This window comes from Bacillus cereus group sp. BfR-BA-01408 (assembly GCF_022663305.1).
Taxonomy (GTDB): Bacteria; Bacillota; Bacilli; order Bacillales; family Bacillaceae_G; genus Bacillus_A; species Bacillus_A pacificus.
The window spans coordinates 1-23,753 of the sequence record NZ_JAKUFF010000044.1 but is presented as its reverse complement, the minus strand read 5'-3'; the positions used below and the strand labels follow the sequence as shown (position 1 = coordinate 23,753).

The window sequence follows — 23,753 nt, the reverse complement described above, 5'->3', positions numbered from 1 at the left end:
TTATTTCATTATTCGTGCACTGCACAACGATTTGGACCAATCTCCATTTCACGCTCTTTATCCACACTTGGGTGAATTTTACCCATATTGGTTTGACGGATTTCTTCATATGCATTTGGCTGAGGTGGTAAGTTTTCTGTTACAGTTTTACGGAACTCTACCTCATCCTCAATATTTAACCCTGCATTATTCGCAAACAAATCTTTTAATTTTGCGCTAACAATACCACTTTCGGTCATTTCACTTACTTTTGAATAATGAGCTGGTAACACAACTAAATTTTGAGATAGCTCTTTATATCGGCTATATAAAGTATTACGTAAATCACTTACCCAATCTTCAGCCTTCCCAGCAAGATCTGGACGCCCGATTGAATCCACAAATAAAATATCGCCTGATAATAAATAGGAATCATCTACAATAAATGATGTACTTCCAATCGTATGCCCCGGTGAGTATAATGCGTCAATTCTAATTTTAGTACCCCCCACCGTAATAACAGTTCCTTCAACAAGCGGTTCGTATGAGAAAACAACTTCCTCCGCATCTTTTGGCGGTAACCAATACGTACCACCGACTTTTTCCGCTAGCTTACGTCCTCCAGAAATATGGTCTGCATGTAAATGCGTATCCATTACATTCGTAATCGTAACGCCATGCTCTTTCGCAAATTCTTCATACGCTTCAACTGTTCTTACTGCATCAATAACTGCTGCTTCACCGTTTGAAACGACCATATAAGATAAACAACCTTTTCCAAGGCGGTTAAACTGATACATACTTCCGCCATTTTTTAAATCTCCAACTTTTATAGGCTTTACATATTCACTCCAAGCCTTCATACCACTAGCTAAATAATAAATATTTTCTAACCCAGCCTCTGTTAACTGCTCTGCCACAAATATAGAAGACCCTTCTTTTGCACATACTACTAAAACATCTTTATCTTTAGGCAATTCACTTGCAATATGATCTACACCCTCTAATAAATCAAAGTACGGCACATTCATTGAAGTAACTTCTTTTCCTTCAATTTTCCAATCTTCATAATCCGCCTCATTACGAACATCTAAAATAAACAACTCTCCGAATAAAACTTTCTCTGCAACATCTTTCGCTTGTAACGGTTTAACATTCATCCAATTACCCCCATAGGTATATTTTTATTTAAAAAATTTTAATTCTTTATATTCCCTTGCCACTCTAACATGCCTGGAATGACATTCTTCACATTTACATAACCTTTCTCTTTCAACATGTGGCAAGCTACATCACTACGGTTACCAGTTCGGCAAACAACATAAATTTGCTTCGTCTGATCTAAAGCTGCACTGTCTAACTCTCCTAACGGCACGGAAACAGCCGATGGTATATGACCAAAAGCGAATTCCGCTGCTTCTCGAACATCTAATACAATACACTCTTCATCACTTAATAATATCTCTTCCAACTCCGTATTCGTAATTGTAAGAGGATACTTCGCTACTTCATTCAATTCATGTTCATGTGCTTTTCTAACGTAATGCCTCAAAACATCGCCCTCTTGTTTCGTCCCGATATATTGATGCCCTACTTTATTCGCCCAGCTTTGTATGTCTACTGTAGACCCTTTATCTGTTGCCTCAATCTCAATCACTTGTCCTGACGTCAATCCTTCCATCGCCTTCTTTGTTTTCACAATCGGCATCGGACAAGCCAAACCTTTACAATCTAAACTCATATCCACTTTTATACTCATAGTCGATTCCTCCACAATTTATATACATATACCTGTAGGGGTATATTAAAATGTTTTTGAAAATCTGTCAACTCTTACGTTTGACAGATTATCGGCTTTTTACAAGTAATTGAACAGCTTCTTTAATTAACTCTTCATTTGAACCATTACCTTTTTCAAACTGCTCACGTAAACATTGCTCTAGATTTGTTCCAACAACAAGTCCAATTGTACGATCAAGTGCAGAACGAGATGCCGTTAACTGTGTAATAACCTCTCGGCAATCTTTTCCTTCTTCCATCATACGAAGCACACCACGAACTTGGCCTTCAATACGTTTTAATCTATTTTTCATATCTTGATTGTATTCCACTATAGACCACCTCCGTAATTATAACTATATTATACATTACTTTGTAACTTTGTATAATATCATATACCCTTAAGGGTATATTGTAAAGCGTTTTATTTTTTGAAACCTTCTAAGGTATAGTAAAAATGCAAAAGCTACTGATTGTATTAGCTTTTGCATTTCTCAACTACACTGCATTATTATCTTACTTCTTATAAACTCTTGTTAAAACTATAATCCATTTCTCCACCTAACGCTGCCGCTGTATCGCCCGTTTTTCTAAAATCATGTGTATATATTTCTTTAAATGTACCGAAATCTACTTGCTTATAAAATTCAAAACAAGGGAATCCATCATGCTCTCCTTGAACATCGATAGTACCATCCTTTTTCACACAGACATGTAATACATAATCTACAGGAGGTGCATATACATTTAATGGATTACTTGCACTCGCACTTATTTTAAATTGTACACCACCGGAATTCCATACGATATCAGTACACACAATATTTTCCGTACTCGCTTTTCCAGTTCTTTTATTCACCGAACCATCTGGATTCGTAATCTTCTCTGTCGTAATACCCGTATTCGCATATGAAAACACTTCTTCTTTATAAAAATCCACTACTACCTCTTGCTCCACTCTAGAGCGCATCGTATTTACCGCATGTGGTGTAAATTCACGTGAATCACCTTCAAATTGGATTACTTGTCCTGTTTCCATATCCTTCTTAGCTTCAGTCCAAGACATTGGAATAAATACACTGGCTCTAATTTTTACGATATTAGTCATAAGAAACACCTCTATAATTCTAATTTTATATACTGCATTATTTAATAAAAAATCCACCATTTCAGCTACATAATTAAAGCCTTTCTCTTTTATGTTGGCTACTTCCTTCATAAAAATGGTGCTATATTTTCGTTTTAAAGTTATATTCCATTTCTCCAGCTAGTGCTGCTGGAGTATCATTTGTTTCTCTGAAATCATGTGTATATATTGATTCAAACGAACCAAAATCTACTTGTTTATAAAATTCATAGCAAGGGAAACCATCATGTACACCTTCAACATGCAAAGTACCACTTTTATTAACTCGTATAGCCAACAAATAATCAGCTGCGGGTGCCGCCGCATTTAACGGATTACTTGCACTTGCTCTCATTTCAAATGAAACTTCATCTTCACTCCATACAATATTAGTACATGCGATGTTTTCTGTACTTGTTTCTCCCTTTTGATACTCAATTGAGCCATCTGGATTTGTAATTTTTACAGTAACGATGCAAGCATCTGCATATGTGAAAATTTCTCTTTTATAAAAATCAACAATCACTTCTTGTTCCAATCTTGAACGCTTTGTATTTACAGCGTACGGTGTAAATTCACGTGCATCTCCAGCGTATTCAAACACTCTTCCTGTTGCAGCATCCTTAATAGGCTTCAGCAATGCATACGGTGCAAATACACTCCCTCTAATTTTTACGATATTAACCATGTGAAACCTCCATTGATTCTATATTATATAAATCATTATTTGTTCTACAACATAATATAGTCAATTTGATTGACTATATTATGCATAGTACAATAAGTATCATATATAGTCAACTTAATTGACTACAAATACGGAGGTTATATACATGGATCAAACATTTAACGAGTTAGATCTTACATCGCTTTTATCATTATCATTTAGCACATTAATTACTGAACTACATGACAAATTAAATGAATTGGGATTTGAAGATATTAGGCCAGCACATGGTTTTATGTTCAAACGCATTCTACCTAATGGAGCAACGGGTATAGAACTAGCTGAATATTTAGGGGTTTCAAAACAAGCTGTAAGTAAAATGGTGGATTCTCTTGAGAAGAGTGGCTACGTTACACGCAAAACACATCCTACTGATAAAAGAGGGAAAATCATTGTTTTAACCGAACGTGGTTTGTCAGTATTGAAAGCAAAAGAAAAAATAGTAGCTGAAATAGAGCAACAATGGATTGAAAACATAGGTGCTGAACGAATGCAAATGCTCAAAGAAGATTTAACAACATTCGTTACGAAAGAAAATACAGGAAAATTATCATCAAATATACGACCTGTCTGGTAAACAAAAACTCCATATAAAAACGAATCCATTTTGATTATTCTTTTTCAAAATGGATTCGTTTTCTACAATAATATATTTATTACTCTCGTTTCATCTCTATCATTAACCCTAACTATTTGCGTCTCACTATTTGGTAAAAATACGATATAATTTCCCTTCCTCACATTCTTCCAAATAACTTTCCCTTCTTCATCCGTTTTCCCTATTGAAATCCCAATTTCTTTACTCGGCTCAGGTGATTCATCTTTCATAAGTATAATTTCAAAATCTTTTATTGGCTGTTTTTCTTTATTTTTCACGTGAAAAGTTACAGAATTAACAATCTTACTAAACTTCTTTTCATTATTTGCTATAGAACTAGACATTATGATAATGACCAATATACAACATAAAATCCATATAAACTTATTATATTTATTCAGACCATTTTTTAAGATTATTAAAAACATCATCTGTCACCCGATTTCCAGAATTCCAAGAATTCCTTCCTACTGTATGGGTAGCTATTATTGTTACACCCGTACGAGAATAGTCATGATATACAGGTGCTCCACTTTGACATCCATAAGTGTCCATCTTATATGTTAAAATTCTAGGACTAGTGCCTTCAATTGGTCCATAATCTGTCCACATAGTATATTTTTCATTTCCTACTTTATCACACGGATACCCTGGAACTACTGCAAGTAACCCCTTTGGAGACTCTACATTAGTAGTTCTATATCCTAACCAACCTGTATAATCTCCAGGAGATCCATTTAATTTAATGGCTCCATAATCAAATTCCGAATCTCCATCATCAGTCCATCCACTTACTGAATAAAGCTTTGTCCAACTATAAGGCAAATACGGTGCTTGGTTTCCATTTCTACCAGGAGTCACAATAACATTTTTTGCCCATCCACCAAGCTTTTTATTGTAAACACAGTGCCCAGCTGTAAATACTGTATCTTTACTAATTAGCGCTCCTGTACACCCATAAACCTCTTGTCCATTAAATTGAATTACTAAGTGTACTATAGCCCTATAAGGATACAAAGTTGTATCAGTAACTCTAATTCGATCATCTCTTCCTATTATAGAATGTGTAAGGATATTAGATGAATAATTAAAATTACTGTCTCTTAATAAGTATCCCCAATCTTCCCCACCATGTTTACGCCCTTCAAATGAAGGTGAAACAAGATCTTCTCCCCTTCGATCATTACTATACAAAGATTGTTCTTGAAAAAGTACACGTTCTCCCTCATTGGAAACTGATGTCCACGGTACATCTTCTGCATACACCTTTTGATTCACTAAAAATACTGTACAAAAAAAGATAAAAAGAACACCAAAACTATAAAGAGCCAACCTACATCTTATAGAAATAAAGCTATCCAACATAACTTACCTCCTATACAAATGATAGCGAACAATTGAAGATCCCTTTATAAATTCTAGTTTTTCTTTTTTTAGAAGTCAATGTAATTAATAATGATAATCATTATTAATTACATTGACTTAACAAAATCACACAATTAGTCATATTCTTTACTCTGCGTTCAAAAATCTGTCTCATTAAAGGTTTACTTTATTACATAAACCCGTAACCTTCTTCACAATCAGCTCCGCAGTATTTTCCTCCAGTGGCATCAATAAATTCGTAACCGGTCCATACACTACAGGGCTTAATTCCACTTCATATCCACCATATGCGAATTCTTCTTTCGTTGGTAAGTAACCAATATATCCGTTCGTATATCCACCAAAGAAAGCTAGTTCATTTTGAAGACTCTCTTTCATTTCTAACGCAGTCTCTGAAAAAGGTTCCATCGGTATACCAGAGAATATACCATCATTAATTTGAAACAGTTGCACTTCTAAATCAATACGTAACTGCCGAATACCTTGCTTATATTTTTCTAAAACGATAGTAAGCCATTCATCCGTATTCACGCCCCACTGTTTCTCTGCTAATTGAGCCATGCTTCGTATCTCATTTATTCCAGGAATATCTTTCAACTTCATTTGCATCGTACTCGAAACTGTTCTTAAATTTACAATTGGGCTGTATGTAACTGTTGGTAACATCGTTAATACATGTCCACTAAGCGTGTAAGTCATTTGTTTTAACGCTTCCTTTGAACCCCGATACTTCGCATTCATATTACCAGCAGCACCTTGCACAATCATAACAGGACAGTTTACGATTTTCTCAAGAATCTCTCTCGTCATTCCAGGATAATCTGCTGATAATACATCACTATCACCTTTTAAAACATTCGGATGCGCAGTACAAAATACTACAATACCAGATAGCTCCTTCGTTTCAGCATTTCTTATTGCTAACATGCCAATACGTTTATCTACAACACCATCTATATTTGTTCCCATCTTTGCTCTTCCATCAGATGTTCTCTCTCTTCTGTTTACCCCAATATCACCTGTCGTAACACCCCAGCCAACTTCACATAGCTTCAAGTTGTTATTCGCAGTAACCGCACCGTGCACTACATTATTTACTAAAATCGTTTTATACGACTGTACGAGCGGATTATCACCGACCGTCTCTGGACCGGAATGCGTATGAGTATAAACAACCGTTATTCGCTCAAACGGCACATGAAGTTCACTCGCTACTTGCTCACGAATCATATTCGTATCTTCTACTAACATCCCAATATTATCAATACTTATAAACACAGTTTTCATTTCACCTTTTTCAAATACAAAAACCGTCCCATAAATACGTTCTTCAATATTATTTATTCCTGTCTCTCTATGATATCCGACAAAATCAATACCTATAGGCGGCGTAATATCCACCTTGCATACCCCTATTCTGCTCATTTGAATCGCTCCATTTCTCTATGTAACTCCCTTTTGTTTAAGAATAGCATATTTTACCTTTTTCCAAATAAAAAAGAACAGACATAGCATTCTATGTCCGTTCTTTCCGTCATACATACTTCCGATGCACCATCTTCCCATCATAAGAAAACACAACACCCTTACTCTCTACGATCGACTCCATATGCACCGTTCTTCCCCATAGCTGATGAAGATATGGCAATACCTTTTCTAAGTATTTTAAATCGAGCTCAATTCCTTCGTAACTATGTTTAATGTACAATTCTCCATTCTTTAAGTAGTCCCCGTCTTCTACTACTAAGTACGGGAAACCACCATTTGTCCGCATATTTACGAGCTGATCACGTACATGTTCCCACTCTTTATCTATTACTTTATATTCTTTTCCTTGACGCTGGAATAAGTACATATCTTCTCTCATTACGAGATCTTTATTTAAGTAGTTTCTTAAAAACGATACGTCCCATTCGATTTCGCGTACTTCAAAGATTTTGTCACGACCAGATCCTGGTTTGACACCTCGTCTTTTCATTTCTTCTGTCGGGTTGTTGTAGCGCTCCTCAATATCTTCAAACATTTTAATACCGAGGTAGTATGGATTAATGCTTGTTTTGGATGGCTGAACGACGCCCGCATTTAATTTCGCAAATTCAATTGCTTCATCCGATGTTAAGTCCATTTCGCGAAGTATGCGTTGATGCCAGTATGATGCCCAGCCTTCGTTCATGATCTTCGTTTCAAGCTGTGGCCAGAAATATAACATTTCTTCACGCATCATCGTTAATATATCTCGCTGCCAATCTTCTAGCTCACGGCTATATTCTTCAATAAAGAGAAGTAAGTCTTTCTCCGGTTGTGGTGGGATTTTCTTCTTTTTACGCACATTGGAGCGTTCCCGCTTTTTATTTCGATTATCTAAATTCCATAAGTCATCGTATTGCGATACCTTTTTCTTTTCTACTTCTTCCTCTTCTAAATCATCAATACTCCATGCAAGTTTTGGACGCATGAGCGACGGATCAATATGCTCTTGAATGGCAAGTACGGCATCTAAAAATGTTTCTACCTCTTCTTTTCCGTACTTATGCTCATACGCTTTCACCCGTTCAGCTGTCGCTGACATACTTTCTACCATATCTCGCTTCGTATTTGAAAAACGAATATTATTTTTAAAGAAATCACAGTGCGCTAACACGTGCGCTACGATTAATTTATTTTGAATTAACGAGTTCGTATCTAATAAAAAGGCATAACATGGATCAGAGTTAATAACGAGTTCGTATATTTTACTAAGACCTAAATCGTATTGTAGTTTCATTCTGAAAAACTGTTTCCCAAAACTCCAATGTGAAAACCGCGTCGGCATCCCATATGCACCAAATGTATAAATAATTTCCGCTGGACATATTTCATATCGCATCGGATAAAAATCAAGCCCAAATCCAGTCGCAATTTCCGTAATTTCCGCAATCGCATATTGCAGTGCTTTATCGTCACTTGCTCTCATTATTTTCCCTCCTTACACTTTCCCTTAAGAAAGTGTATGATTGAGAACAAGCTTTCATGAGGATTGATTACATAATAAAAAGACACCCTCGCAAAAACGAGAATGTCTCATCTATTAACCTTCAATAATCTCCATCTTCTCCGTAATCGGTGTACGAGCTTTTCCTTCTGGCGCTTTATCGAAATAGCCAAGGTGAAGAATTCCAACGATGCGTTGACCTCTAGTTAAACCAAGTCCTTCTATAAATAATGGATTGTAGTTTAATCCACCTGATTTCCAAACACAACCTAATCCACGTTCCCAAGCAAGAAGTTGGAAGTTTTGCATAAATGCACATGTTGCAGCGTAATCTTCGTCACGTTGAATTTGACGTGGGTCTTCATTTATATATACAACGATTTGTGCTGGCGTGCTTAAGAAACGATCAGATAAAATTTTACCTCGTTTCGCTCTTTCTTCTTCTGTGAAAGAGTTTAATACTGCGTCCACTAATTTCTGACGGCCGTCTCCAATGTATAATTTACAATTCCATGGTTCACGGTGCTTATGGTTCGGTGCCCACGTTGCATCGTTTAATAGTTCAATTAACAACTCTTTGTCTACTGCTTTATCTGTAAATGTACGAACAGAACGTCTTTCTTTAATCACATTTGCGATGGAAGTATATGTAGTCATATTTTTCTCTCCCTTATTTTTATCTATATGTATACGTTTATTATTGATATTGATTTTCAATTTCGATTATACCTTAGTTTTTTACTATTAATCAATGTTTTATGTTGGAAAACTCCCAAAAACTTCATTTCATACTGTGAATAAAAAAACTTGATTTGTTCACAAGTATTTCACATTTTATGGAAATGATATGTGTACAGTTTTCCACATCATCTATCTAGGAGGAGTTTATATGTACAAAAAAATCGCAGTAAGTATGACTATGGCAGCATTATTATTCGGTACAACCGTCTTCCCCACTTTCGCTGCTACGCCAAAAGAAGTAACATTGCATCACCATAAACCAATTTCAGAAGAAGAAATGCAATCACTCGAAAAACTCGGCTATAACAAACATGAAATTTGGAAAGCTGCCCACATTGCAAGAATGAGTAAAAAAGAAGTTAAGGACGTTTTAGCTTACTATAAGCAAAATAAATCTTGGGAGAAAACAGCTGAGCATTTCGGGGTAGATCCAAGTAAGTTGAAAAAGCATCATATGAATAAAGAAACGAAAAAGGCACTGCTGCAAGAATTAGCAAATATGCAAAAATCTACACCAGACGGGCTACAACAAAAAATGAAAGAATATAATATCGGATTACGTCAGCTCACGATATTAACAATCATCTCTCAAAAAAGTAATACTCCCCTTGATGATGTGCTAAAAATGAAAAAAGACGGAATGGATATGAAACAAATTGCCGAAAAATTAAACGTAAAAAAAGAAGATATACGAGCAGAAATGATTAAATTAGTAAAGTCTATTAAGGAAAAGAAAACAAATTAATACGCCAAAAAGGAAGAGTTTTTCAATACTCTTCCTTTTCTTTATGAACTTTCAATTTTCAAGTATAAATTCCCGTCTTTCCCAAAAACTAACACAAGTAAATGATATATGTTAGGGGTGAGAAAATGTTCGGTTTATCATCTAAGAAATCAAAAAATACTAGCACAAAAACAATTTGTTCTATTCCAGAATTTATACAAACCATGAAAGAATCTAGCGATTTTGTCTCTTATAACGTACTTGAAGATGAAACATTATGCTTGTTTTATTATAAATCTGTCGTGGAAGCACTTATTATTAAACAATTTATTTTAACTCCTATAAAAAAGAAAGCAGAACACATTCAAAATATCTCTGATTTATATAATATTGTCTCTATTGAAGACATCATTACCTCTCCTTCTATTGATGATATTCGCGAAAAATTATTAGGTGGATATATATTAATACGTTTAAAAAGCAATTCGAATCCCGATCAATATGCTTTAATTCGTGCAGAGAGTACTGTTCTAGGAAAACGGTTATATAACGATACAGAAAATGAATATAGTGTAATCGGTCCTAAAGTTGGTTTCGTTGAGAATATTGATACAAATATACATTTATTACGCCGAAATATCGTAACAGAGCAACTCATTTTCAAAGAAATTATCGTTGGATCTATGTCAAAAACGAAGGTAGCAGTTGCTTATATTGAAGGAGTTACAAATGAACAATTTATCAACGTCGCAATACAAAGACTAGAAAATATTGATTTTGATGTCCCATTTGATGCGACCATGATTGAACAATTTATTAGTGATAATAGCAATTCACCTTTTCCTGTTCTACTACCTACAGAACGATTAGATCGAGCAATATTTGCATTAATTAGTGGGGAAGTTTTAATTTTAACAGATGGCTCCCCCTATGCTTTATCCGGACCGACAACATTACTAGATTTTTTCATTTCACCAGAAGACTATTATTTACCGTGGATGATTGGATCGTTCTTTCGTGTTATTCGTTTTTTCGGAGCTATATTTTCTCTTTTTTCCTCCGCTATTTATACAGCGGCTTTAACTTATCATTATCAAATGATTCCTGCCGACTTATTAGGCCCTATTATTTTTTCGAGAGCGAACGTACCTTTCCCGCCTATTCTAGAAGCACTCTTCTTAGAAATTACAATCGAATTGCTTCGTGAAGCGGGAGCACGTTTACCGACAAAAGTTGGGCAAACGATTGGAATTGTTGGTGGAATTGTAATTGGTCAAGCATCCGTTGAGGCAGCTTTAACGAGTACAATTTTATTAATTGCAGTTGCTTTATCTGCCCTTGCATCTTTCACAACACCGACTGTAAAGATGTCTTCTACGATCCGTTTGTTACGCTTTCCGCTTATTCTTTTAGCTGGCGCATTCGGAGGATTAGGGCTTATTGTTGGATTTGTATTTATTTTAGCTCATTTAATTAAATTAAAATCACTTGGATCACCTTATTTATTACCTTTATATCCATTTCGTGGTTTAGGTACAGCAGAAGGTTTTCTTAGATTACCATTTAGTCAAACGGCACAAAGACCTTCTTTTCTTAGGCCAAAATCTAAATGGCGCTATAATCCAAGCAAAGCGAAGCAAAAACGTGATGGTGATGGTGAATGAAAAAACTCTTATTGCACCTTATCATGATCTTCTTTTTTCTACAAACTGGCTGTACACAAACGTATATAGTGGATACGCAGCGTATTATTCATGTCGCTGGATTTGACATCACAAAAAACAAAAGATTCCAAGGAACTATCTTATTTCCAGAGTATACACATGGTGTGAAGTCTAAACCAGAAACCCAATCAACATCTGCCCGTTCACTTGAAACTATTGCTTCACGATTAAATGCGAAATCTCCTCACAATGTTGTTGTAGGTCAAATGCGTGTCGTCCTATTCGGAAAAACTCTAGGAGAACGAGGAATGGGAGAAATTATTACTAACTTACAACGTGATCCAAATATCGGGCGTGATGTACAACTAGCAATTGTAGATGGATCAGCTGAAGAGCTTTTAAATCGTGGAAAACAAAATGGTTCATTATCCATTGTTGATTTACTTGAGCAAAATATACGAAATGAGAACATTCCACAAACCTCATTGAACGTTTTTTTATATAATTACTATTCTTCTGTATGTGATGCCTATGTCCCATATATTAAAACGGACGCTAATCATTCCGTCGTTGTCAAAGGACTTGCTTTCTTAAAAGACGATAAAGTGGTCATGTATACAGATAAAAGGCATTCTGTTTTAACAAAATTACTTCTTAATCCTACGAAAAATGGACGTTACGAAGCAGCGATAAAAAAGAATAAACATAAAGGCATGGTTGTCATACAAGATTTAGCTGGGAAAAGTAAATATGATATAGATCAAACTGGTGACATACCAAAAGTAAAAATCAATTTAAAATTAGATGGATTAATTAAAAACTCTCCTACTTGGATTGATTTAAGAAAAAAAAGAAATATCAATTATATAAAAAAACAAATTGAGCGAAATGTTGAAAAAGACTGTGAAGGGTTAATAAAACAATTTCAAGAAAAGGAAATTGATCCTTTAGGAATACGTGATGAAATTAGAAGTCATACGAGAAAATGGAATATAAAACAAATTCGAAATATGTATCAAAATATAGATATTGATGTAAATTTAGATATTAACATTGTTCAATCTGGAATCGGGGAATAGTGAGGTGAAATAAGCAATGCATACAATGAATAAAACAAAGACTGTCTCTCCATATTTTGCATTTATTTTGTTGCATTCTCTTCAAATCGGAATAGGAATTCTAGGATATCAACGCGTAATTTTAAAAGACGCTGGCTATGATGCCTGGATTTCTCTTATTATTGCGGGAATTGCAACTCATATTGTGCTGTTTTGTATGTTAAAAATGTTAGAAAAAGATGGAGATTTAATTAGCATTCATACAACAACTTTCGGGAAATGGATTGGCTCTATATTTTCTGTCATTTTCACTCTTTATTGCTTATTATTCTGCCTTACTGTTCTTCGTACATATATGGAAGTCATACAAGTTTGGATTTTTCCTACCATTAAATTATGGAAACTTACCCTTATGTTTTTATTAGTGACTTACTACATTATAAAAGGTGGATTTCGTTCTGTGACTGGAATATGCTTTTGGGGAGTCATTCTTCCTATTTTCGTTGTATTCTTTTTAATCTATCCAATGAAATACGCTCATTTCCGTAATATTTTACCTATTTTTACACATTCACCTACTGACATGCTTATATCTGCAAAACAATCTGCATTAGAGTTTCTCGGCTTTGAAACAATTCTTATCTTCTATCCATTTATTGAAAAAGGAAAATCTTTAAAGAGATGGGCCCATGCAGGAATTGCTTTTAGCACTTTAATTTATGTAATTTTAGCCATCGTATCCTTTATGTATTATAGCGAAGGACAATTAAACCGTACTATTTGGCCTACTTTAACAATGTTAAAAATTATTAAGGTTCCTTTTATTCAACGCTTTGAATACATTATTATTTTTATTTGGTTTTTAATTATTTTGCCAAACCTTTGCTTAACTATTTGGTCATCATGTCAAACGATGAAGCGTTCCTTTCATATTTCGTTTACATTTACATTACCGTTTTTTATTTTTATCATATTTTCAATTTCTCTACTTTTCACAAACCGTGAAAGTATAAACACATTAAACACAGTACTATCTCAAGCTGGTTTATATATTGTATACGCTTATATCCCTATTTTATTTCTATTTCATTCAGTGCGATGGCGCTTCAAAAATCAGTCGAAAAAATCTTCAACCGATACACCGTAATCTCTGATACAATTTGATTAATACATTTGTAAAGGGGACAAGCGAATGAAAAAATATGTATTTTCTTTACTTGCAGTACTAAGCTTAATTCTTGCTGGATGCGGAAGTACTGGTACAAATGCCCAAAAATCTTCTGAATCAAAAAAAGAAGAGCACGACCACGCATCGCACACTCAGCAAGCTGACATTCAAGAGAAAACAAAAGGAATCGACACACTTCCTACCTTCCTAGACAAGCTTGATCCACAAATGAAAGACATCTACACTGTCGCTGGACAAAATGCAGAGCTATTAGATTGGATTCCATGTTACTGCGGTTGCGGTGAAAGTGTAGGACATAAAAATAATAAAAACTGCTTTATTCGTGAAATTAAAAAGAATGGTGAAGTTGTTTGGGATTCCCATGCAACGACTTGCGTCAATTGCCTGGAAATTGCAGTTGAATCTGCTTCGATGAAACAAAAAGGAAAATCAACACTTGAAATTCGTAACTATATCGATAATAAATACAAAGAAGGCTATGGCAAACCAACACCTACGCCAATGCCAAAAGCTTAAAAACGAGGAAACACCTCGTTTTTTTTCATTCACTTTTTTTCTTAACAAATTCTTTCAAGTGTATTTCTCCTTACTTATCACACACTATATATAACTCTCGGTAAGGAGGGTACACAGTGCAAACATATAACGATTATGATAAAGCTCTCTATTACACGTATTGCTGTAATTGGGATAAATTACTCGTTCTCATGGTTCAAACGAACGATCAATTATTTTCTAAGCGTATTGAGCATTTTTTACACGCTTATCAATACAGTAAAGAACTGCCAGAAGTTGATAAACAATTGCAGCTCCTATTTCAATATATTGACCACGCATCCCAAAAGTCACATATAGAAGAAGTAGAGCAAATTCAAATGTAAACTATAGCGCTATTCTCTTCTGGAGAATAGCGCTTTTTTAAAATGTTCATATCAATAAAAGTTTCCCTTTATAAAACTTTTATTGATAAACATATTTTTTCTTTCTTTTCTGCACCACTTCATACTATAATTTAGTATGTAACTATTATAAGAGAGGTATAAAATATGGGACGAGAAAAAAAGCAAGAATATGCTTTATTTACCGCGTGGGGAGCTTCTTTTATCGCTACACTAGGAAGTCTATACTTTTCCGAAATCATGAAATTTGAACCTTGTGTCCTTTGTTGGTATCAACGTATTTTCATGTATCCATTCGTTTTATGGCTCGGTATCGCTGTAGTAAAAAAAGACTATCGCATCGCAAATTATTCTTTACCAATCGCAAGTATTGGTGCTTGTATTTCTTTATATCACTATGCAATTCAAAAAGTCGCAGCATTTTCGGCTGCAGGGGCAGCTTGCGGCCGCGTACCATGTACGGGAGAATACATAAACTGGTTCGGCTTTGTGACAATCCCGTTTTTAGCACTTATCGGCTTTATTACAATCGCTGTTTGTAGCTTTATTGTCATCAAAAACAAATAAGGAGATGAAAGAATGAAAAAAATGCTTATATTTGGCGGTATTATTATCGTCTTATTTGCGGCAATCTTTGCTGTAACTCAAATGGAAAAGAAAAACGCATCGACAGATGAAAAAGGTTACTACTCAAATAAAATTTCTCTTGAAGATCTCAATAAAAATATAGAAGATAAAAAAGAACAAACGATTTACTTCTATCAAACCTCTTGCGTTCATTGCCAAAAGGTCTCTCCTATTGTTGTACCTTTAGCGAAAGATTTAAATGTTGATATGAAAGTAATTGATATTGAAAATTTAAACGAGCCTTGGGATAAATACAATATCCAAGGAACACCGACAATTATTCATTTTAAAGATGGTAAAGAAGTAAGCCGTATTAGCGGAGAACAGTCAAAAGAAAAGTTTAAAGAATGGTTCGAACAAACGAAAAAATAACGAGAAAAGGAAACTCCTTCTACACATGAAATGGACGTAAAATTCCAAACTAATGTATAAGGAGGGGGTTTTATGCCAGAAGTAAGATGCTCTGTTTCCAATTGCTCATTTTGGGGACAAGGTAACTTTTGTCAAGCAAGTGCGATTATCGTTCAGCCAGATGCGGATGAAACGGGTCAAACTGAAAATGAATCGTATACAAGTGCAGTTTTAACGAACGAAACGCTAGAAAGTTCTGTAGCAACAAGTGTAGAGACTTGTTGTCATACATTTAAGCCAAAATATTAAACATAAAAAGCATACGATTAATCGTATGCTTTTTTACATCCCCCTCCAAAAATCATGCATAATAAAAAAGTATAAAATAACGAGAACGGCCGTCCCGCATAAGGTAATGCGCCGATATATACTCTTCTCCCCTTCTCTCGCCTTAACAAACGCCCAAATAAATCCGAAGAACAATATTAAATCAACATATGGAACATAAAAAGAAAAAACGAGAAACGCATACAAATACACGATAAATAAACAGGTCGTTACTAAGAAAACTTTAAACGCAAATTCACTTTTCATAATGTAACCGCCCCCTATCTGTACTGTATTATATTCAGCAAAATACAATAGTTGCAGTTAAACTCGAAGTAGAAATAAGCTACCGTCTATCATACGGTAGCCTATTACGGAACATTATATTTTCGTTTATATATATTACTTAAAGCTGAAGAAGGAATTTGCTCATAACGAATTTTTTCTCCTGTTTCATCCACTATATACAAATTGTTTCCTATATAATATATTCCATCTTTTCGTTTTGAGTACACTGCATACCTTTCGTTTGGCAATACCATTTTCACTTTCGTTAGCTGTCCATTCGGTTCTTGCCAATATATATCCACGCGATCTACTAACGTAAGCATACCAATTTGCTCTTCTTCTACTTTACGACCATTCCAGCTCACAACACGATAACCAAGCTTATTCGCTTCATATTCCGGGCTCGTATGAAACCGAGAAATGATTACTTTCGTCTGTAATTGAACTCGGTCATATAACCACTGTATATCCCTGTCATGCATACGAATACAGCCATTTGATTCCCTACTTCCAATTGTCCATTCCCGATTTGTCCCATGAATCGCATATTCATTTTTATCTAGTCCAAGCCATCTCGTACCAAGAGGATTATTCGGTGCACCACCAGCTATTTTCTTTCGATGATATTCTTTATTTTTAAATTTAGTTATAATACAAAAATTACCTTCAGGTGTAGGAGTACGATCTCTTCCAGTTGTTACGGGGAATGTTTTTGTATAATTTCCATTTTCAAAAAAAGATAATTGGTTTGTCGTAAGGTTCACTAATATTAGATGATCTGTATTAGCAAAGGCACTAACCGGTAGGATAAAAAATAATAGTATGACAAAGCATAATTTTTTCATCTATATCCCTCCCCTAGCGCCACTATAATAAGTGGAATTAACTTTACTTTGCTCTTATAAATGAAAACTATCCATTTACAATAACGCCCCCATTTACATGTATCATTTGCCCAGTAACATAGGATGAATCATCAGACGCTAAATATACGTATGCTGGTGCTAATTCATATGGCTGGCCCGGTCTTTGCATCGGAACATTGCTTCCAAACTGTGATACTTTTTTCTCATCAAAGCTCGATGGAATAAGTGGTGTCCAAATCGGTCCTGGCGCAACACCATTTACACGAATCCCTTTTTGCACTAATGACTGAGAAAGTGATCTTGTGAAAGCAACGATTGCCCCTTTCGTTGCGGAATAATCAATTAACGTTTCATTTCCTTCGTATGCAACGATAGACGCTGTATTTATAATGACATCCCCTTGCTTTAAATGAGAAAGTGCAGCTTTCGCAACGTGAAAATAAGAAAAAATATTAATACGAAAAGTCTTTTCTAGCTGTTCTGCTGTAATATACTCTAGTCCTTGCTGCGGATATTGCTGCGCGACATTATTTACCAAGACCTGCAAACTACCTAACTGCTGGACGGTCTCTTGAACAACATCTTTACAATGCCGTTCATCACTTAAATCACCTGGTAACAACACACACTTTACACCTTCTTGTTCCACACGTTGCTTCGTCTCATTTGCATCTCCATCTTCATCTAAATACGCAATCGCAATATTTGCTCCCTCTTTCGCAAAAGCGATAGAAACAGCTCGTCCAATTCCACTATCTCCCCCTGTAATTAATACATTCTTTCCTTTTAACTTTTCGCTACCTTTATAATTTGGATCTTCAAACTGTGGTAGAGGATTCATTAATGATTCAATACCAGGTTGTTTATTTTGATGTTGCGCTGGCATTGTTATAAAGTTTTTTTGCTGTGGCATAGCTTCTTTCAACTCCTTTTTCTTATAATGTGCATAATAAAAACTGAAATTCACACATCAAGTTACGATTAATATTCGAATTTAAGACACAAAATATGAATTGTTGTAAACTTTTTATGCAAAACTATTGCAAAATAGATAAAAAACGAATATTATATATAACTGTTGTGAAAATTATTCGTAAACAGAAAGGATGTTTATATGTTTAACCTTTCAAAACATAAAACTTCTATTAAAACTGAAATTATGGCAGGTATTATTACCTTCTTAACAATGGCATATATCATTGTCGTAAACCCAGTTATCCTTGGGGATGCAGGTGTTCCATTTGAACAAGCATTTACAGCAACAATTATCGCTGCTGTTGTCGGAACATTATTTATGGCGATCTTTACAAACTTACCAATCGCAATTGCACCAGGTATGGGATTAAATGCTTACTTCTCTTACTCTGTTGTAAAAGCTCATGAAGGCATGACTTTCGCAATTGCATTCTCTGCTGTATTCGTAGCAGGTATGATTTTAATTTTGTTATCATTCACATCTTTCCGTACAAAATTAATGGAAGCAATTCCTGAAAACTTAAAACATGCAATTACTGCTGGTATCGGCCTTTTCATCGCCTTTATCGGTTTACGTTTAACAGGTATCGTTACAAAAAATGAAGCAAATTTAGTTGGACTTGGTGATCTTCACTCTGCTCCAGTACTACTCGCATTAGCTGGACTTGGAATTACAATTGTCCTTATGTCTTTAAATGTAAATGGCGCACTATTTATCGGTATGCTATTAACTGGTATTATCGCTTTCTTCACGGGACAATTATCATTCTCAAACGGTGTTACATCAATGCCTGGATTACCAGAAGGCATTATCGTTTCAAATCCAATTACTGCTGTATCTGATGTAATTAACTACGGATTATACGGCGTTGTATTCTCATTCTTCCTTGTTACATTATTCGATACAACAGGTACATTACTTGGCGTTGCTCAACAAGGTGGATTTATGAAAGATGGAAAGCTTCCAAAAGCTGGACGAGCTCTTCTATCTGACTCATTCTCAGCAACAATCGGTTCTATGTTCGGAACAACACCATCAACAGCTTACATTGAATCATCTGCTGGTGTTGCAGCTGGTGGTCGTACTGGTTTAACAACTGTTACAGTAGCTGTTTTATTCGCACTAGCAGCATTCTTCGGACCATTAGTAAGTGCCGTTTCTGGTGTATCCGCTATTACTGCACCATCATTAATTATCGTTGGTAGTCTTATGATGGGCTCAGTTCGCCACATCGATTGGGACGCATTTGATGAAGCATTCCCAGCATTCTTAGTAATCTTAAGCATGCCACTTACATCAAGTATCGCAACAGGTATCGCACTTGGATTTATTTCATACCCACTTATGAAAGTGGCAAAAGGTAAGTTCCGTGCTGTTCACCCGCTTGTGTATGTATTTGGAATCTTGTTCGCTTATCAATTGATTTTCTTACCACATTAAAAAAGTAGAGCATCGAAATTCGATGCTCTACTTTTCTTTTATAACAATCATTCAAACTATAACAGTCCCTCCAAAATATGAAGGAGCTTATAACCATTTAATACTTTTCTTCTACCTGTAATTCTTTACTGCACTTTTGAATGAAAACTGATGAAATAATCATTACTATGCCCACACTAAAACCAATAAGTTGATCTAATAACATTTCATCATGAATAAACCAGCGAAGTAAAAATACACCACCAAAAATAAGCATCATGATAAATCCAGTATGTCTAAGCCCTTTATATACATTTTTCATATGTATCACCTCTCCACACACCTTTATCCATATTATACCATAATATAAAAAACGTGTATAACCAACATTCGGTATCGAAACCAATAATAAAAAAGACTGCAGAGAATCCCATCTCCACAGCCTAATCATTATTTTTGCAAAAACGCTTGCAAATCAGCAAACTGTCTCTTTGCATCTGCATAGCCTTGTTCGTATAAATTTTGTAGTTTTGCTGTATCTTTTTCCATACGATCTACTTGAAGCGGTACTTCTGGACGAATAACAAATAAATTACCCGCTTGTTCTTCTTTTTCAATGTAGTGAAGTGTTTCATTATACACTTCATAACGATTTAGCATCGTGTTAACAAGATTCGGATATTTTTTATAAGCTTTCGCAGCAATCCACCCAAATCTTGATTTTTTCTTTGCGTAACCGTGATTTCTTGTTAAAATTACGACTGATTTTTTAAATCCATCTTCCTGTGCTTTACGAACTGGAATTGGATCTGAAATCCCGCCATCTAACAGTTGTTTACCTCGGTAATTTACTACTGGTGCAATGAACGGCAATGAACTAGACGCTTGTAATAAATTTAGTGCATCATCATTCGTTCCTTCTTTTTCAAAATAAACAGACTGTCCTGTTTCACAATCCGTCGTTCCTACAAGGAAACGCTCTGGGCTATTAAAGTATGTTTCAAAATCAAACGGCACATGCTTTTCTGGAATTTCATGAAAAATAAAATCCATATCAAATAGCTGACGTTTTCTCCATAAGTTTTTATACGATAAATATTTCGGATGTGATGCATAATCAATATTTACTGTTTTATTTCTATTTCTTTGTCTGGAAAGATACGACGCTGCATGACAAGCACCAGCTGATACACCGATTACATATGGAAAATATAAATCTTGTTCCATAAAGTATTCTAATATCCCACCCGTATATACACCACGCATACCGCCGCCTTCTAATACTAACCCTGTATTTTCAAGCATGTTACTCTCTCCTCTATATATATTGACCCTTTAATTATTCACTATGTTAAGTATCTGTTTCTATTATATATGAGTTCTTTCAGAAATTATATTTAAAAGACTTGAGAAAACGGAATTTTTTCTTCCAATTATATTTCCAAATGATCGGAAACATCCTTGACGAACCTTTGAATAAAATCTTGTTCTTCTTTCGTATATCTATCTAAAAGTAACAGCCACTTTTCTTCAGCTTGTTTATGCAATTTATCATGAGCTTTATATATTTCATTTCCGCTTTCCGTTAAGCGGAAGAAAATTTCTTTTTGATTGTCTAACATTTGCATCTTCTCAACGAATTTCTTTTGGAACAACTTTGTACAAACTTTAGAGATGGCGCCCTTCGTCATTCCCATTTCTATCGTAATAGCAGTTACATTCATCAGACCATTTTTCCCGATACACTCGATTACATGTAACTCAGATAAAGACATACCACTTACACCTGTCTCACGAAGAAACTTCTCATTTTGTCCTTTCAAATGTTCTTCTCTTTTATGCAAAAGTGTACGAATGTCCGAAAGTATTTCCATTTGTTTCGTTGTATAATCCAATCTATTCGCCCCCTAAGTTTCCAAAGAAACGATTTAACTATATACCATTTTAAAATTATTTTTTCATATTTACAAGTTAGAAAAACATGTTAAAACAAATTTAGTTTCCAAGGAAACTAAAAAAGAAGGAGGTTAACACAATGAAAAAATCCAAACTACATTTCATTTTATATGTTGTCTGTATTAGTGCCTTACTCGGTTCCTTCGCTCAAAATATTTACACACCTATCTTGCCCATGATTCAAGGTTCTTTTCATACTTCTCCTTATCTTGTAAATGTCACAGTTTCACTTTTCACATTCATTCTTGCAATTATGCAGCTCGTATATGGACCTTTAATTGATACAAAAGGGAGAAAATCTGTCCTTATCCCTAGTTTAGTCATTAGTACAATTGGTTCAATCGGATGTGCTTTTTCGGCAAACATTTATTTATTTCTCTTTTTTAGAGCTGTTCAAGCTATAGGAATAGCGGCTATACCTGTAGTTTCAGCAACGATTATTGGTGATTTGTTTGAAGGAAAAGAACGAGGAGAAGCAATGAGCCTTTATCAAATGTTACTTGCTCTTGCACCTGCGATTGGCCCCCTCATTGGTGGTTATCTCGGCAGTATAAACGGCCATGTATCCGTATTTCTCTTTTTATCTATACTTGGCATTCTCTTATTAATAATAAACATTTCACTACTTCCAGAAACAAAACCAACTGTAAGTAAGCAACCGCAATCCAAAAAGAATTACTGGTTTATCTTAAAAAATAAAACTGGATTTTCTATTACTCTTATTGGCTTTATTCAATTTTGTATTTACTTTTGCTTCCTCGTTTTTTTACCGAGCATTTTAACAAATTTATTTCACTTAACTGCAAGTGAAATTGGTCTTATGTTTGTACCGATGTCCCTTTCTATTATGTTAGGAAGTTATTGCTACAAGTTTTTGCAAAAGCGCCTCACAACAAAGCAAACTTTATTCATTACTAGTTTCTTCAATATTATATGTGTCACTTTATTCTCTTTCACATATAGCATTAATATCCCATTTATCATTATCGTTACATCATTGTACGGTTTTAGTATGGGACTTTCTATGCCAACTCACACTACTTTATTAACGGAAGAATTCATACAAGAACGCGCAACTGCTATCGGTATGTACAACTTCATCCGCTATCTTGGTATGGGAACAGGGCCACTTATAGGTGGATTTCTTTTATTTAATCAAAATTACTTTTGGATTTTCTTCATAGGTGCAATTATGTTTCTACTCATAATCTTATATGCAATGAAAATGCTACGATTCCCTGCCATACAAAAAGCAAAATAGAGACCTACAGATGGTCTCTATTTTAAACTCGTTGATCCGCAACAATATGAATATCAATATGCTTCGTCTGTCTCATAATTTCATTCACAATCGAACCTTTTCGAATTTCTTCCCATCGCGTTCTCGCTGATTGCCCAAGTAAAATTTGCGTTACTTGTAATCTTTTTGCAACTTCAATAATAACATCCGCTGGCTTTCTTCCTTTTGCTTCTTCTAATACAAAACTTGCATCAAATTGATTCGTGAGCGCCTTCCACTCTTCAATCGTCTGCTTTTTTCCAGCTGAAAGAGAATCTATATTTTCTCTTTCAACATTTAATACATACAATTCAGCGTTTAACCGATCAGCCATGCGCCAGCCCCGTCTTATTAATTTCTCTGCTGTTGAACTGTACTGTACACAAACGAGAATTTTTTCTTTCACGCCAATTGGTTCTATCACTGTTTGACTAATTTTCTCGTCCATATCGTCAGCGACTTCACGAAGCGATAATTCCCTGAGTGCTCCTAAATTATTAAGCGTAAAGAAATTTTGTAAGCTTTGCTGAATTTTTTCTTCTTTATATATCTTTCCGTCTATTAACCTCTTCCGAAGTACTTCGGGCGTTGCATCGACAAGCTGAATTTCATTTGCTTTTTGTAAAATAAAATCTGGAATTCGTTCTCTTACTTTTACATTTGTAATTTGAGCTACAATATCATGAACACTTTCTAAATGTTGAATATTAAACGCTGACAATACGGATATACCAGCCTCTAACAATTCTTGTACATCCATATAACGCTTCTTATTTTTAGAGCTGGGAATATTACTATGTGCAAGTTCATCCACAACAACGAC

29 protein-coding genes are annotated in these 23,753 nt (G+C 35.0%); 12 read left to right on the top strand and 17 right to left on the bottom strand.

Going from position 1 to position 23,753, the window contains the following annotated elements:
* Positions 1 to 8: 8 nt before the first annotated feature.
* From MR083_RS17470 to MR083_RS17450, 5 genes are all read right to left on the bottom strand, one after another.
* Positions 9 to 1,139 carry an MBL fold metallo-hydrolase gene (locus tag MR083_RS17470; RefSeq protein ID WP_001101326.1) on the bottom strand — a complete coding sequence of 377 codons (1,131 nt, stop codon included), beginning with the start codon at positions 1,137 to 1,139 and terminating at the stop codon, positions 9 to 11.
* A 38-nt stretch (positions 1,140 to 1,177) separates the two neighbouring features.
* Positions 1,178 to 1,738: a sulfurtransferase TusA family protein gene (locus MR083_RS17465; protein WP_000023986.1), complete on the bottom strand. Its 561-nt coding sequence runs from the start codon at positions 1,736 to 1,738 to the stop codon at positions 1,178 to 1,180.
* A gap of 88 nt (positions 1,739 to 1,826) precedes the next feature.
* Entirely contained in the window at positions 1,827 to 2,090 is a 264-nt protein-coding gene (locus MR083_RS17460) for a metal-sensitive transcriptional regulator (protein ID WP_000456204.1), read from the bottom strand.
* 191 nt (positions 2,091 to 2,281) lie between these two features.
* Complete coding sequence (locus MR083_RS17455) at positions 2,282 to 2,866, bottom strand: DUF3238 domain-containing protein (RefSeq protein WP_242269651.1); 585 nt, start codon at positions 2,864 to 2,866, stop codon at positions 2,282 to 2,284.
* Between the two features lie 121 nt (positions 2,867 to 2,987).
* Positions 2,988 to 3,572, bottom strand: a complete 585-nt coding sequence (locus MR083_RS17450; RefSeq protein ID WP_000247257.1) for a DUF3238 domain-containing protein — start codon at positions 3,570 to 3,572, stop codon at positions 2,988 to 2,990.
* A 145-nt stretch (positions 3,573 to 3,717) separates the two neighbouring features.
* Here MR083_RS17450 and MR083_RS17445 point away from each other — a divergent pair, with 145 nt between their 5' ends.
* Positions 3,718 to 4,188, top strand: a complete 471-nt coding sequence (locus tag MR083_RS17445; protein WP_000372889.1) for a MarR family winged helix-turn-helix transcriptional regulator — start codon at positions 3,718 to 3,720, stop codon at positions 4,186 to 4,188.
* A 62-nt stretch (positions 4,189 to 4,250) separates the two neighbouring features.
* Here the strand turns inward: MR083_RS17445 and MR083_RS17440 are convergent, their stop codons facing one another.
* The 5 genes from MR083_RS17440 to MR083_RS17420 form a co-directional block, all read right to left on the bottom strand.
* Positions 4,251 to 4,637, bottom strand: a complete 387-nt coding sequence (locus MR083_RS17440) for a DUF2606 family protein (RefSeq protein ID WP_000478580.1) — start codon at positions 4,635 to 4,637, stop codon at positions 4,251 to 4,253.
* Entirely contained in the window at positions 4,603 to 5,574 is a 972-nt protein-coding gene (locus tag MR083_RS17435) for a trypsin-like serine peptidase (protein WP_000887283.1), read from the bottom strand. The genes MR083_RS17440 and MR083_RS17435 overlap by 35 nt, the downstream gene beginning before the upstream one ends.
* Positions 5,575 to 5,748: 174 nt before the next feature.
* Positions 5,749 to 7,020 (bottom strand): neutral/alkaline non-lysosomal ceramidase N-terminal domain-containing protein, encoded by a 1,272-nt coding sequence (locus MR083_RS17430; RefSeq protein WP_242269650.1) that lies wholly within the window; start codon positions 7,018 to 7,020, stop codon positions 5,749 to 5,751.
* A gap of 109 nt (positions 7,021 to 7,129) precedes the next feature.
* On the bottom strand, positions 7,130 to 8,548 hold the full coding sequence (gene spoVR, locus MR083_RS17425) for a stage V sporulation protein SpoVR (RefSeq protein WP_001202715.1): 1,419 nt from the start codon (positions 8,546 to 8,548) through the stop codon (positions 7,130 to 7,132).
* 114 nt (positions 8,549 to 8,662) lie between these two features.
* Positions 8,663 to 9,223, bottom strand: a complete 561-nt coding sequence (locus tag MR083_RS17420) for a nitroreductase family protein (protein ID WP_000214805.1) — start codon at positions 9,221 to 9,223, stop codon at positions 8,663 to 8,665.
* 232 nt (positions 9,224 to 9,455) lie between these two features.
* Between MR083_RS17420 and MR083_RS17415 the strand changes: the two genes are divergently transcribed.
* The 9 genes from MR083_RS17415 to MR083_RS17375 all read left to right on the top strand — a co-directional run bounded on the left by MR083_RS17415 (position 9,456) and on the right by MR083_RS17375 (position 16,128).
* Positions 9,456 to 10,052 carry a hypothetical protein gene (locus MR083_RS17415; protein WP_242269649.1) on the top strand — a complete coding sequence of 199 codons (597 nt, stop codon included), beginning with the start codon at positions 9,456 to 9,458 and terminating at the stop codon, positions 10,050 to 10,052.
* 125 nt (positions 10,053 to 10,177) lie between these two features.
* The gene (locus tag MR083_RS17410) at positions 10,178 to 11,695 is read left to right on the top strand and encodes a spore germination protein (protein WP_242269648.1); all 1,518 of its coding nucleotides are present in this window, start codon (positions 10,178 to 10,180) and stop codon (positions 11,693 to 11,695) included.
* Positions 11,692 to 12,774 carry a Ger(x)C family spore germination protein gene (locus MR083_RS17405; protein WP_000734945.1) on the top strand — a complete coding sequence of 361 codons (1,083 nt, stop codon included), beginning with the start codon at positions 11,692 to 11,694 and terminating at the stop codon, positions 12,772 to 12,774. The genes MR083_RS17410 and MR083_RS17405 overlap by 4 nt, the downstream gene beginning before the upstream one ends.
* Before the next feature lie 16 nt (positions 12,775 to 12,790).
* Positions 12,791 to 13,900 carry a GerAB/ArcD/ProY family transporter gene (locus tag MR083_RS17400; RefSeq protein ID WP_000557313.1) on the top strand — a complete coding sequence of 370 codons (1,110 nt, stop codon included), beginning with the start codon at positions 12,791 to 12,793 and terminating at the stop codon, positions 13,898 to 13,900.
* A gap of 45 nt (positions 13,901 to 13,945) precedes the next feature.
* Positions 13,946 to 14,458 carry a PCYCGC domain-containing protein gene (locus tag MR083_RS17395; RefSeq protein ID WP_242269647.1) on the top strand — a complete coding sequence of 171 codons (513 nt, stop codon included), beginning with the start codon at positions 13,946 to 13,948 and terminating at the stop codon, positions 14,456 to 14,458.
* Between the two features lie 116 nt (positions 14,459 to 14,574).
* Positions 14,575 to 14,823 (top strand): YhdB family protein, encoded by a 249-nt coding sequence (locus MR083_RS17390; protein ID WP_001195458.1) that lies wholly within the window; start codon positions 14,575 to 14,577, stop codon positions 14,821 to 14,823.
* A 165-nt stretch (positions 14,824 to 14,988) separates the two neighbouring features.
* Positions 14,989 to 15,408 (top strand): disulfide formation protein C, encoded by a 420-nt coding sequence (locus tag MR083_RS17385; protein ID WP_000532255.1) that lies wholly within the window; start codon positions 14,989 to 14,991, stop codon positions 15,406 to 15,408.
* Positions 15,409 to 15,420: 12 nt separating this feature from the next.
* A complete protein-coding gene (locus MR083_RS17380; protein WP_000738460.1) occupies positions 15,421 to 15,840 on the top strand; it encodes a thioredoxin family protein in 420 nt (139 codons plus the stop codon).
* Between the two features lie 72 nt (positions 15,841 to 15,912).
* Positions 15,913 to 16,128, top strand: coding sequence for a DUF1540 domain-containing protein (locus MR083_RS17375; RefSeq protein ID WP_001115486.1), 216 nt, complete (start codon positions 15,913 to 15,915; stop codon positions 16,126 to 16,128).
* Positions 16,129 to 16,161: 33 nt separating this feature from the next.
* On the opposite strand, the gene MR083_RS17370 is transcribed toward MR083_RS17375, so the two are convergent.
* The 3 genes from MR083_RS17370 to MR083_RS17360 form a co-directional block, all read right to left on the bottom strand.
* Entirely contained in the window at positions 16,162 to 16,413 is a 252-nt protein-coding gene (locus MR083_RS17370) for a hypothetical protein (protein ID WP_000834195.1), read from the bottom strand.
* Between the two features lie 104 nt (positions 16,414 to 16,517).
* Positions 16,518 to 17,279 carry a L,D-transpeptidase gene (locus tag MR083_RS17365; protein WP_000732021.1) on the bottom strand — a complete coding sequence of 254 codons (762 nt, stop codon included), beginning with the start codon at positions 17,277 to 17,279 and terminating at the stop codon, positions 16,518 to 16,520.
* A 67-nt stretch (positions 17,280 to 17,346) separates the two neighbouring features.
* The gene (locus tag MR083_RS17360; protein WP_016716514.1) at positions 17,347 to 18,213 is read right to left on the bottom strand and encodes an SDR family oxidoreductase; all 867 of its coding nucleotides are present in this window, start codon (positions 18,211 to 18,213) and stop codon (positions 17,347 to 17,349) included.
* 201 nt (positions 18,214 to 18,414) lie between these two features.
* Between MR083_RS17360 and MR083_RS17355 the strand changes: the two genes are divergently transcribed.
* Positions 18,415 to 19,716 carry an NCS2 family permease gene (locus tag MR083_RS17355; RefSeq protein WP_000482726.1) on the top strand — a complete coding sequence of 434 codons (1,302 nt, stop codon included), beginning with the start codon at positions 18,415 to 18,417 and terminating at the stop codon, positions 19,714 to 19,716.
* 97 nt (positions 19,717 to 19,813) lie between these two features.
* Here MR083_RS17355 and MR083_RS17350 read toward each other — a convergent pair whose 3' ends face one another.
* From MR083_RS17350 to MR083_RS17340, 3 genes are all read right to left on the bottom strand, one after another.
* Complete coding sequence (locus MR083_RS17350) at positions 19,814 to 20,017, bottom strand: hypothetical protein (RefSeq protein ID WP_049113661.1); 204 nt, start codon at positions 20,015 to 20,017, stop codon at positions 19,814 to 19,816.
* A 128-nt stretch (positions 20,018 to 20,145) separates the two neighbouring features.
* Entirely contained in the window at positions 20,146 to 21,000 is an 855-nt protein-coding gene (locus tag MR083_RS17345) for a patatin-like phospholipase family protein (RefSeq protein WP_242269646.1), read from the bottom strand.
* A 128-nt stretch (positions 21,001 to 21,128) separates the two neighbouring features.
* Complete coding sequence (locus MR083_RS17340) at positions 21,129 to 21,590, bottom strand: MarR family transcriptional regulator (protein WP_000386750.1); 462 nt, start codon at positions 21,588 to 21,590, stop codon at positions 21,129 to 21,131.
* Positions 21,591 to 21,730: 140 nt separating this feature from the next.
* On the opposite strand from MR083_RS17340, the gene MR083_RS17335 reads away from it, so the two are divergent.
* Positions 21,731 to 22,912, top strand: coding sequence for an MFS transporter (locus tag MR083_RS17335; protein WP_242269645.1), 1,182 nt, complete (start codon positions 21,731 to 21,733; stop codon positions 22,910 to 22,912).
* A 22-nt stretch (positions 22,913 to 22,934) separates the two neighbouring features.
* On the opposite strand, the gene kdpDN is transcribed toward MR083_RS17335, so the two are convergent.
* Positions 22,935 to 23,753, bottom strand: an 819-nt coding sequence (kdpDN, locus tag MR083_RS17330; RefSeq protein WP_242269644.1) for a KdpD-like non-kinase potassium sensor, incomplete at its 5' end; no start/stop codon positions are given.

Excerpts from the sequence above, each read along its gene's own strand:
- MR083_RS17375 (WP_001115486.1), top strand. The coding sequence starts at position 15,913 with ATGCCAGAAGTAAGATGCTCTGTTTCCAATTGCTCATTTTGGGGACAA.
- MR083_RS17470 (WP_001101326.1), bottom strand. The coding sequence starts at position 1,139 with ATGAATGTTAAACCGTTACAAGCGAAAGATGTTGCAGAGAAAGTTTTA.
- MR083_RS17450 (WP_000247257.1), bottom strand. The coding sequence starts at position 3,572 with ATGGTTAATATCGTAAAAATTAGAGGGAGTGTATTTGCACCGTATGCA.
- MR083_RS17345 (WP_242269646.1), bottom strand. The coding sequence starts at position 21,000 with ATGCTTGAAAATACAGGGTTAGTATTAGAAGGCGGCGGTATGCGTGGT.
- MR083_RS17415 (WP_242269649.1), top strand. The coding sequence starts at position 9,456 with ATGTACAAAAAAATCGCAGTAAGTATGACTATGGCAGCATTATTATTC.
- MR083_RS17435 (WP_000887283.1), bottom strand. The coding sequence starts at position 5,574 with ATGTTGGATAGCTTTATTTCTATAAGATGTAGGTTGGCTCTTTATAGT.
- MR083_RS17465 (WP_000023986.1), bottom strand. The coding sequence starts at position 1,738 with ATGAGTATAAAAGTGGATATGAGTTTAGATTGTAAAGGTTTGGCTTGT.
- MR083_RS17395 (WP_242269647.1), top strand. The coding sequence starts at position 13,946 with ATGAAAAAATATGTATTTTCTTTACTTGCAGTACTAAGCTTAATTCTT.
- MR083_RS17385 (WP_000532255.1), top strand. The coding sequence starts at position 14,989 with ATGGGACGAGAAAAAAAGCAAGAATATGCTTTATTTACCGCGTGGGGA.
- MR083_RS17440 (WP_000478580.1), bottom strand. The coding sequence starts at position 4,637 with ATGTTTTTAATAATCTTAAAAAATGGTCTGAATAAATATAATAAGTTT.
- MR083_RS17455 (WP_242269651.1), bottom strand. The coding sequence starts at position 2,866 with ATGACTAATATCGTAAAAATTAGAGCCAGTGTATTTATTCCAATGTCT.
- MR083_RS17420 (WP_000214805.1), bottom strand. The coding sequence starts at position 9,223 with ATGACTACATATACTTCCATCGCAAATGTGATTAAAGAAAGACGTTCT.
- MR083_RS17350 (WP_049113661.1), bottom strand. The coding sequence starts at position 20,017 with ATGAAAAATGTATATAAAGGGCTTAGACATACTGGATTTATCATGATG.
- MR083_RS17370 (WP_000834195.1), bottom strand. The coding sequence starts at position 16,413 with ATGAAAAGTGAATTTGCGTTTAAAGTTTTCTTAGTAACGACCTGTTTA.
- MR083_RS17380 (WP_000738460.1), top strand. The coding sequence starts at position 15,421 with ATGAAAAAAATGCTTATATTTGGCGGTATTATTATCGTCTTATTTGCG.
- MR083_RS17410 (WP_242269648.1), top strand. The coding sequence starts at position 10,178 with ATGTTCGGTTTATCATCTAAGAAATCAAAAAATACTAGCACAAAAACA.
- MR083_RS17335 (WP_242269645.1), top strand. The coding sequence starts at position 21,731 with ATGAAAAAATCCAAACTACATTTCATTTTATATGTTGTCTGTATTAGT.
- MR083_RS17430 (WP_242269650.1), bottom strand. The coding sequence starts at position 7,020 with ATGAGCAGAATAGGGGTATGCAAGGTGGATATTACGCCGCCTATAGGT.
- MR083_RS17355 (WP_000482726.1), top strand. The coding sequence starts at position 18,415 with ATGTTTAACCTTTCAAAACATAAAACTTCTATTAAAACTGAAATTATG.
- MR083_RS17360 (WP_016716514.1), bottom strand. The coding sequence starts at position 18,213 with ATGCCACAGCAAAAAAACTTTATAACAATGCCAGCGCAACATCAAAAT.
- MR083_RS17365 (WP_000732021.1), bottom strand. The coding sequence starts at position 17,279 with ATGAAAAAATTATGCTTTGTCATACTATTATTTTTTATCCTACCGGTT.
- spoVR (WP_001202715.1), bottom strand. The coding sequence starts at position 8,548 with ATGAGAGCAAGTGACGATAAAGCACTGCAATATGCGATTGCGGAAATT.
- MR083_RS17405 (WP_000734945.1), top strand. The coding sequence starts at position 11,692 with ATGAAAAAACTCTTATTGCACCTTATCATGATCTTCTTTTTTCTACAA.
- MR083_RS17400 (WP_000557313.1), top strand. The coding sequence starts at position 12,791 with ATGCATACAATGAATAAAACAAAGACTGTCTCTCCATATTTTGCATTT.
- MR083_RS17445 (WP_000372889.1), top strand. The coding sequence starts at position 3,718 with ATGGATCAAACATTTAACGAGTTAGATCTTACATCGCTTTTATCATTA.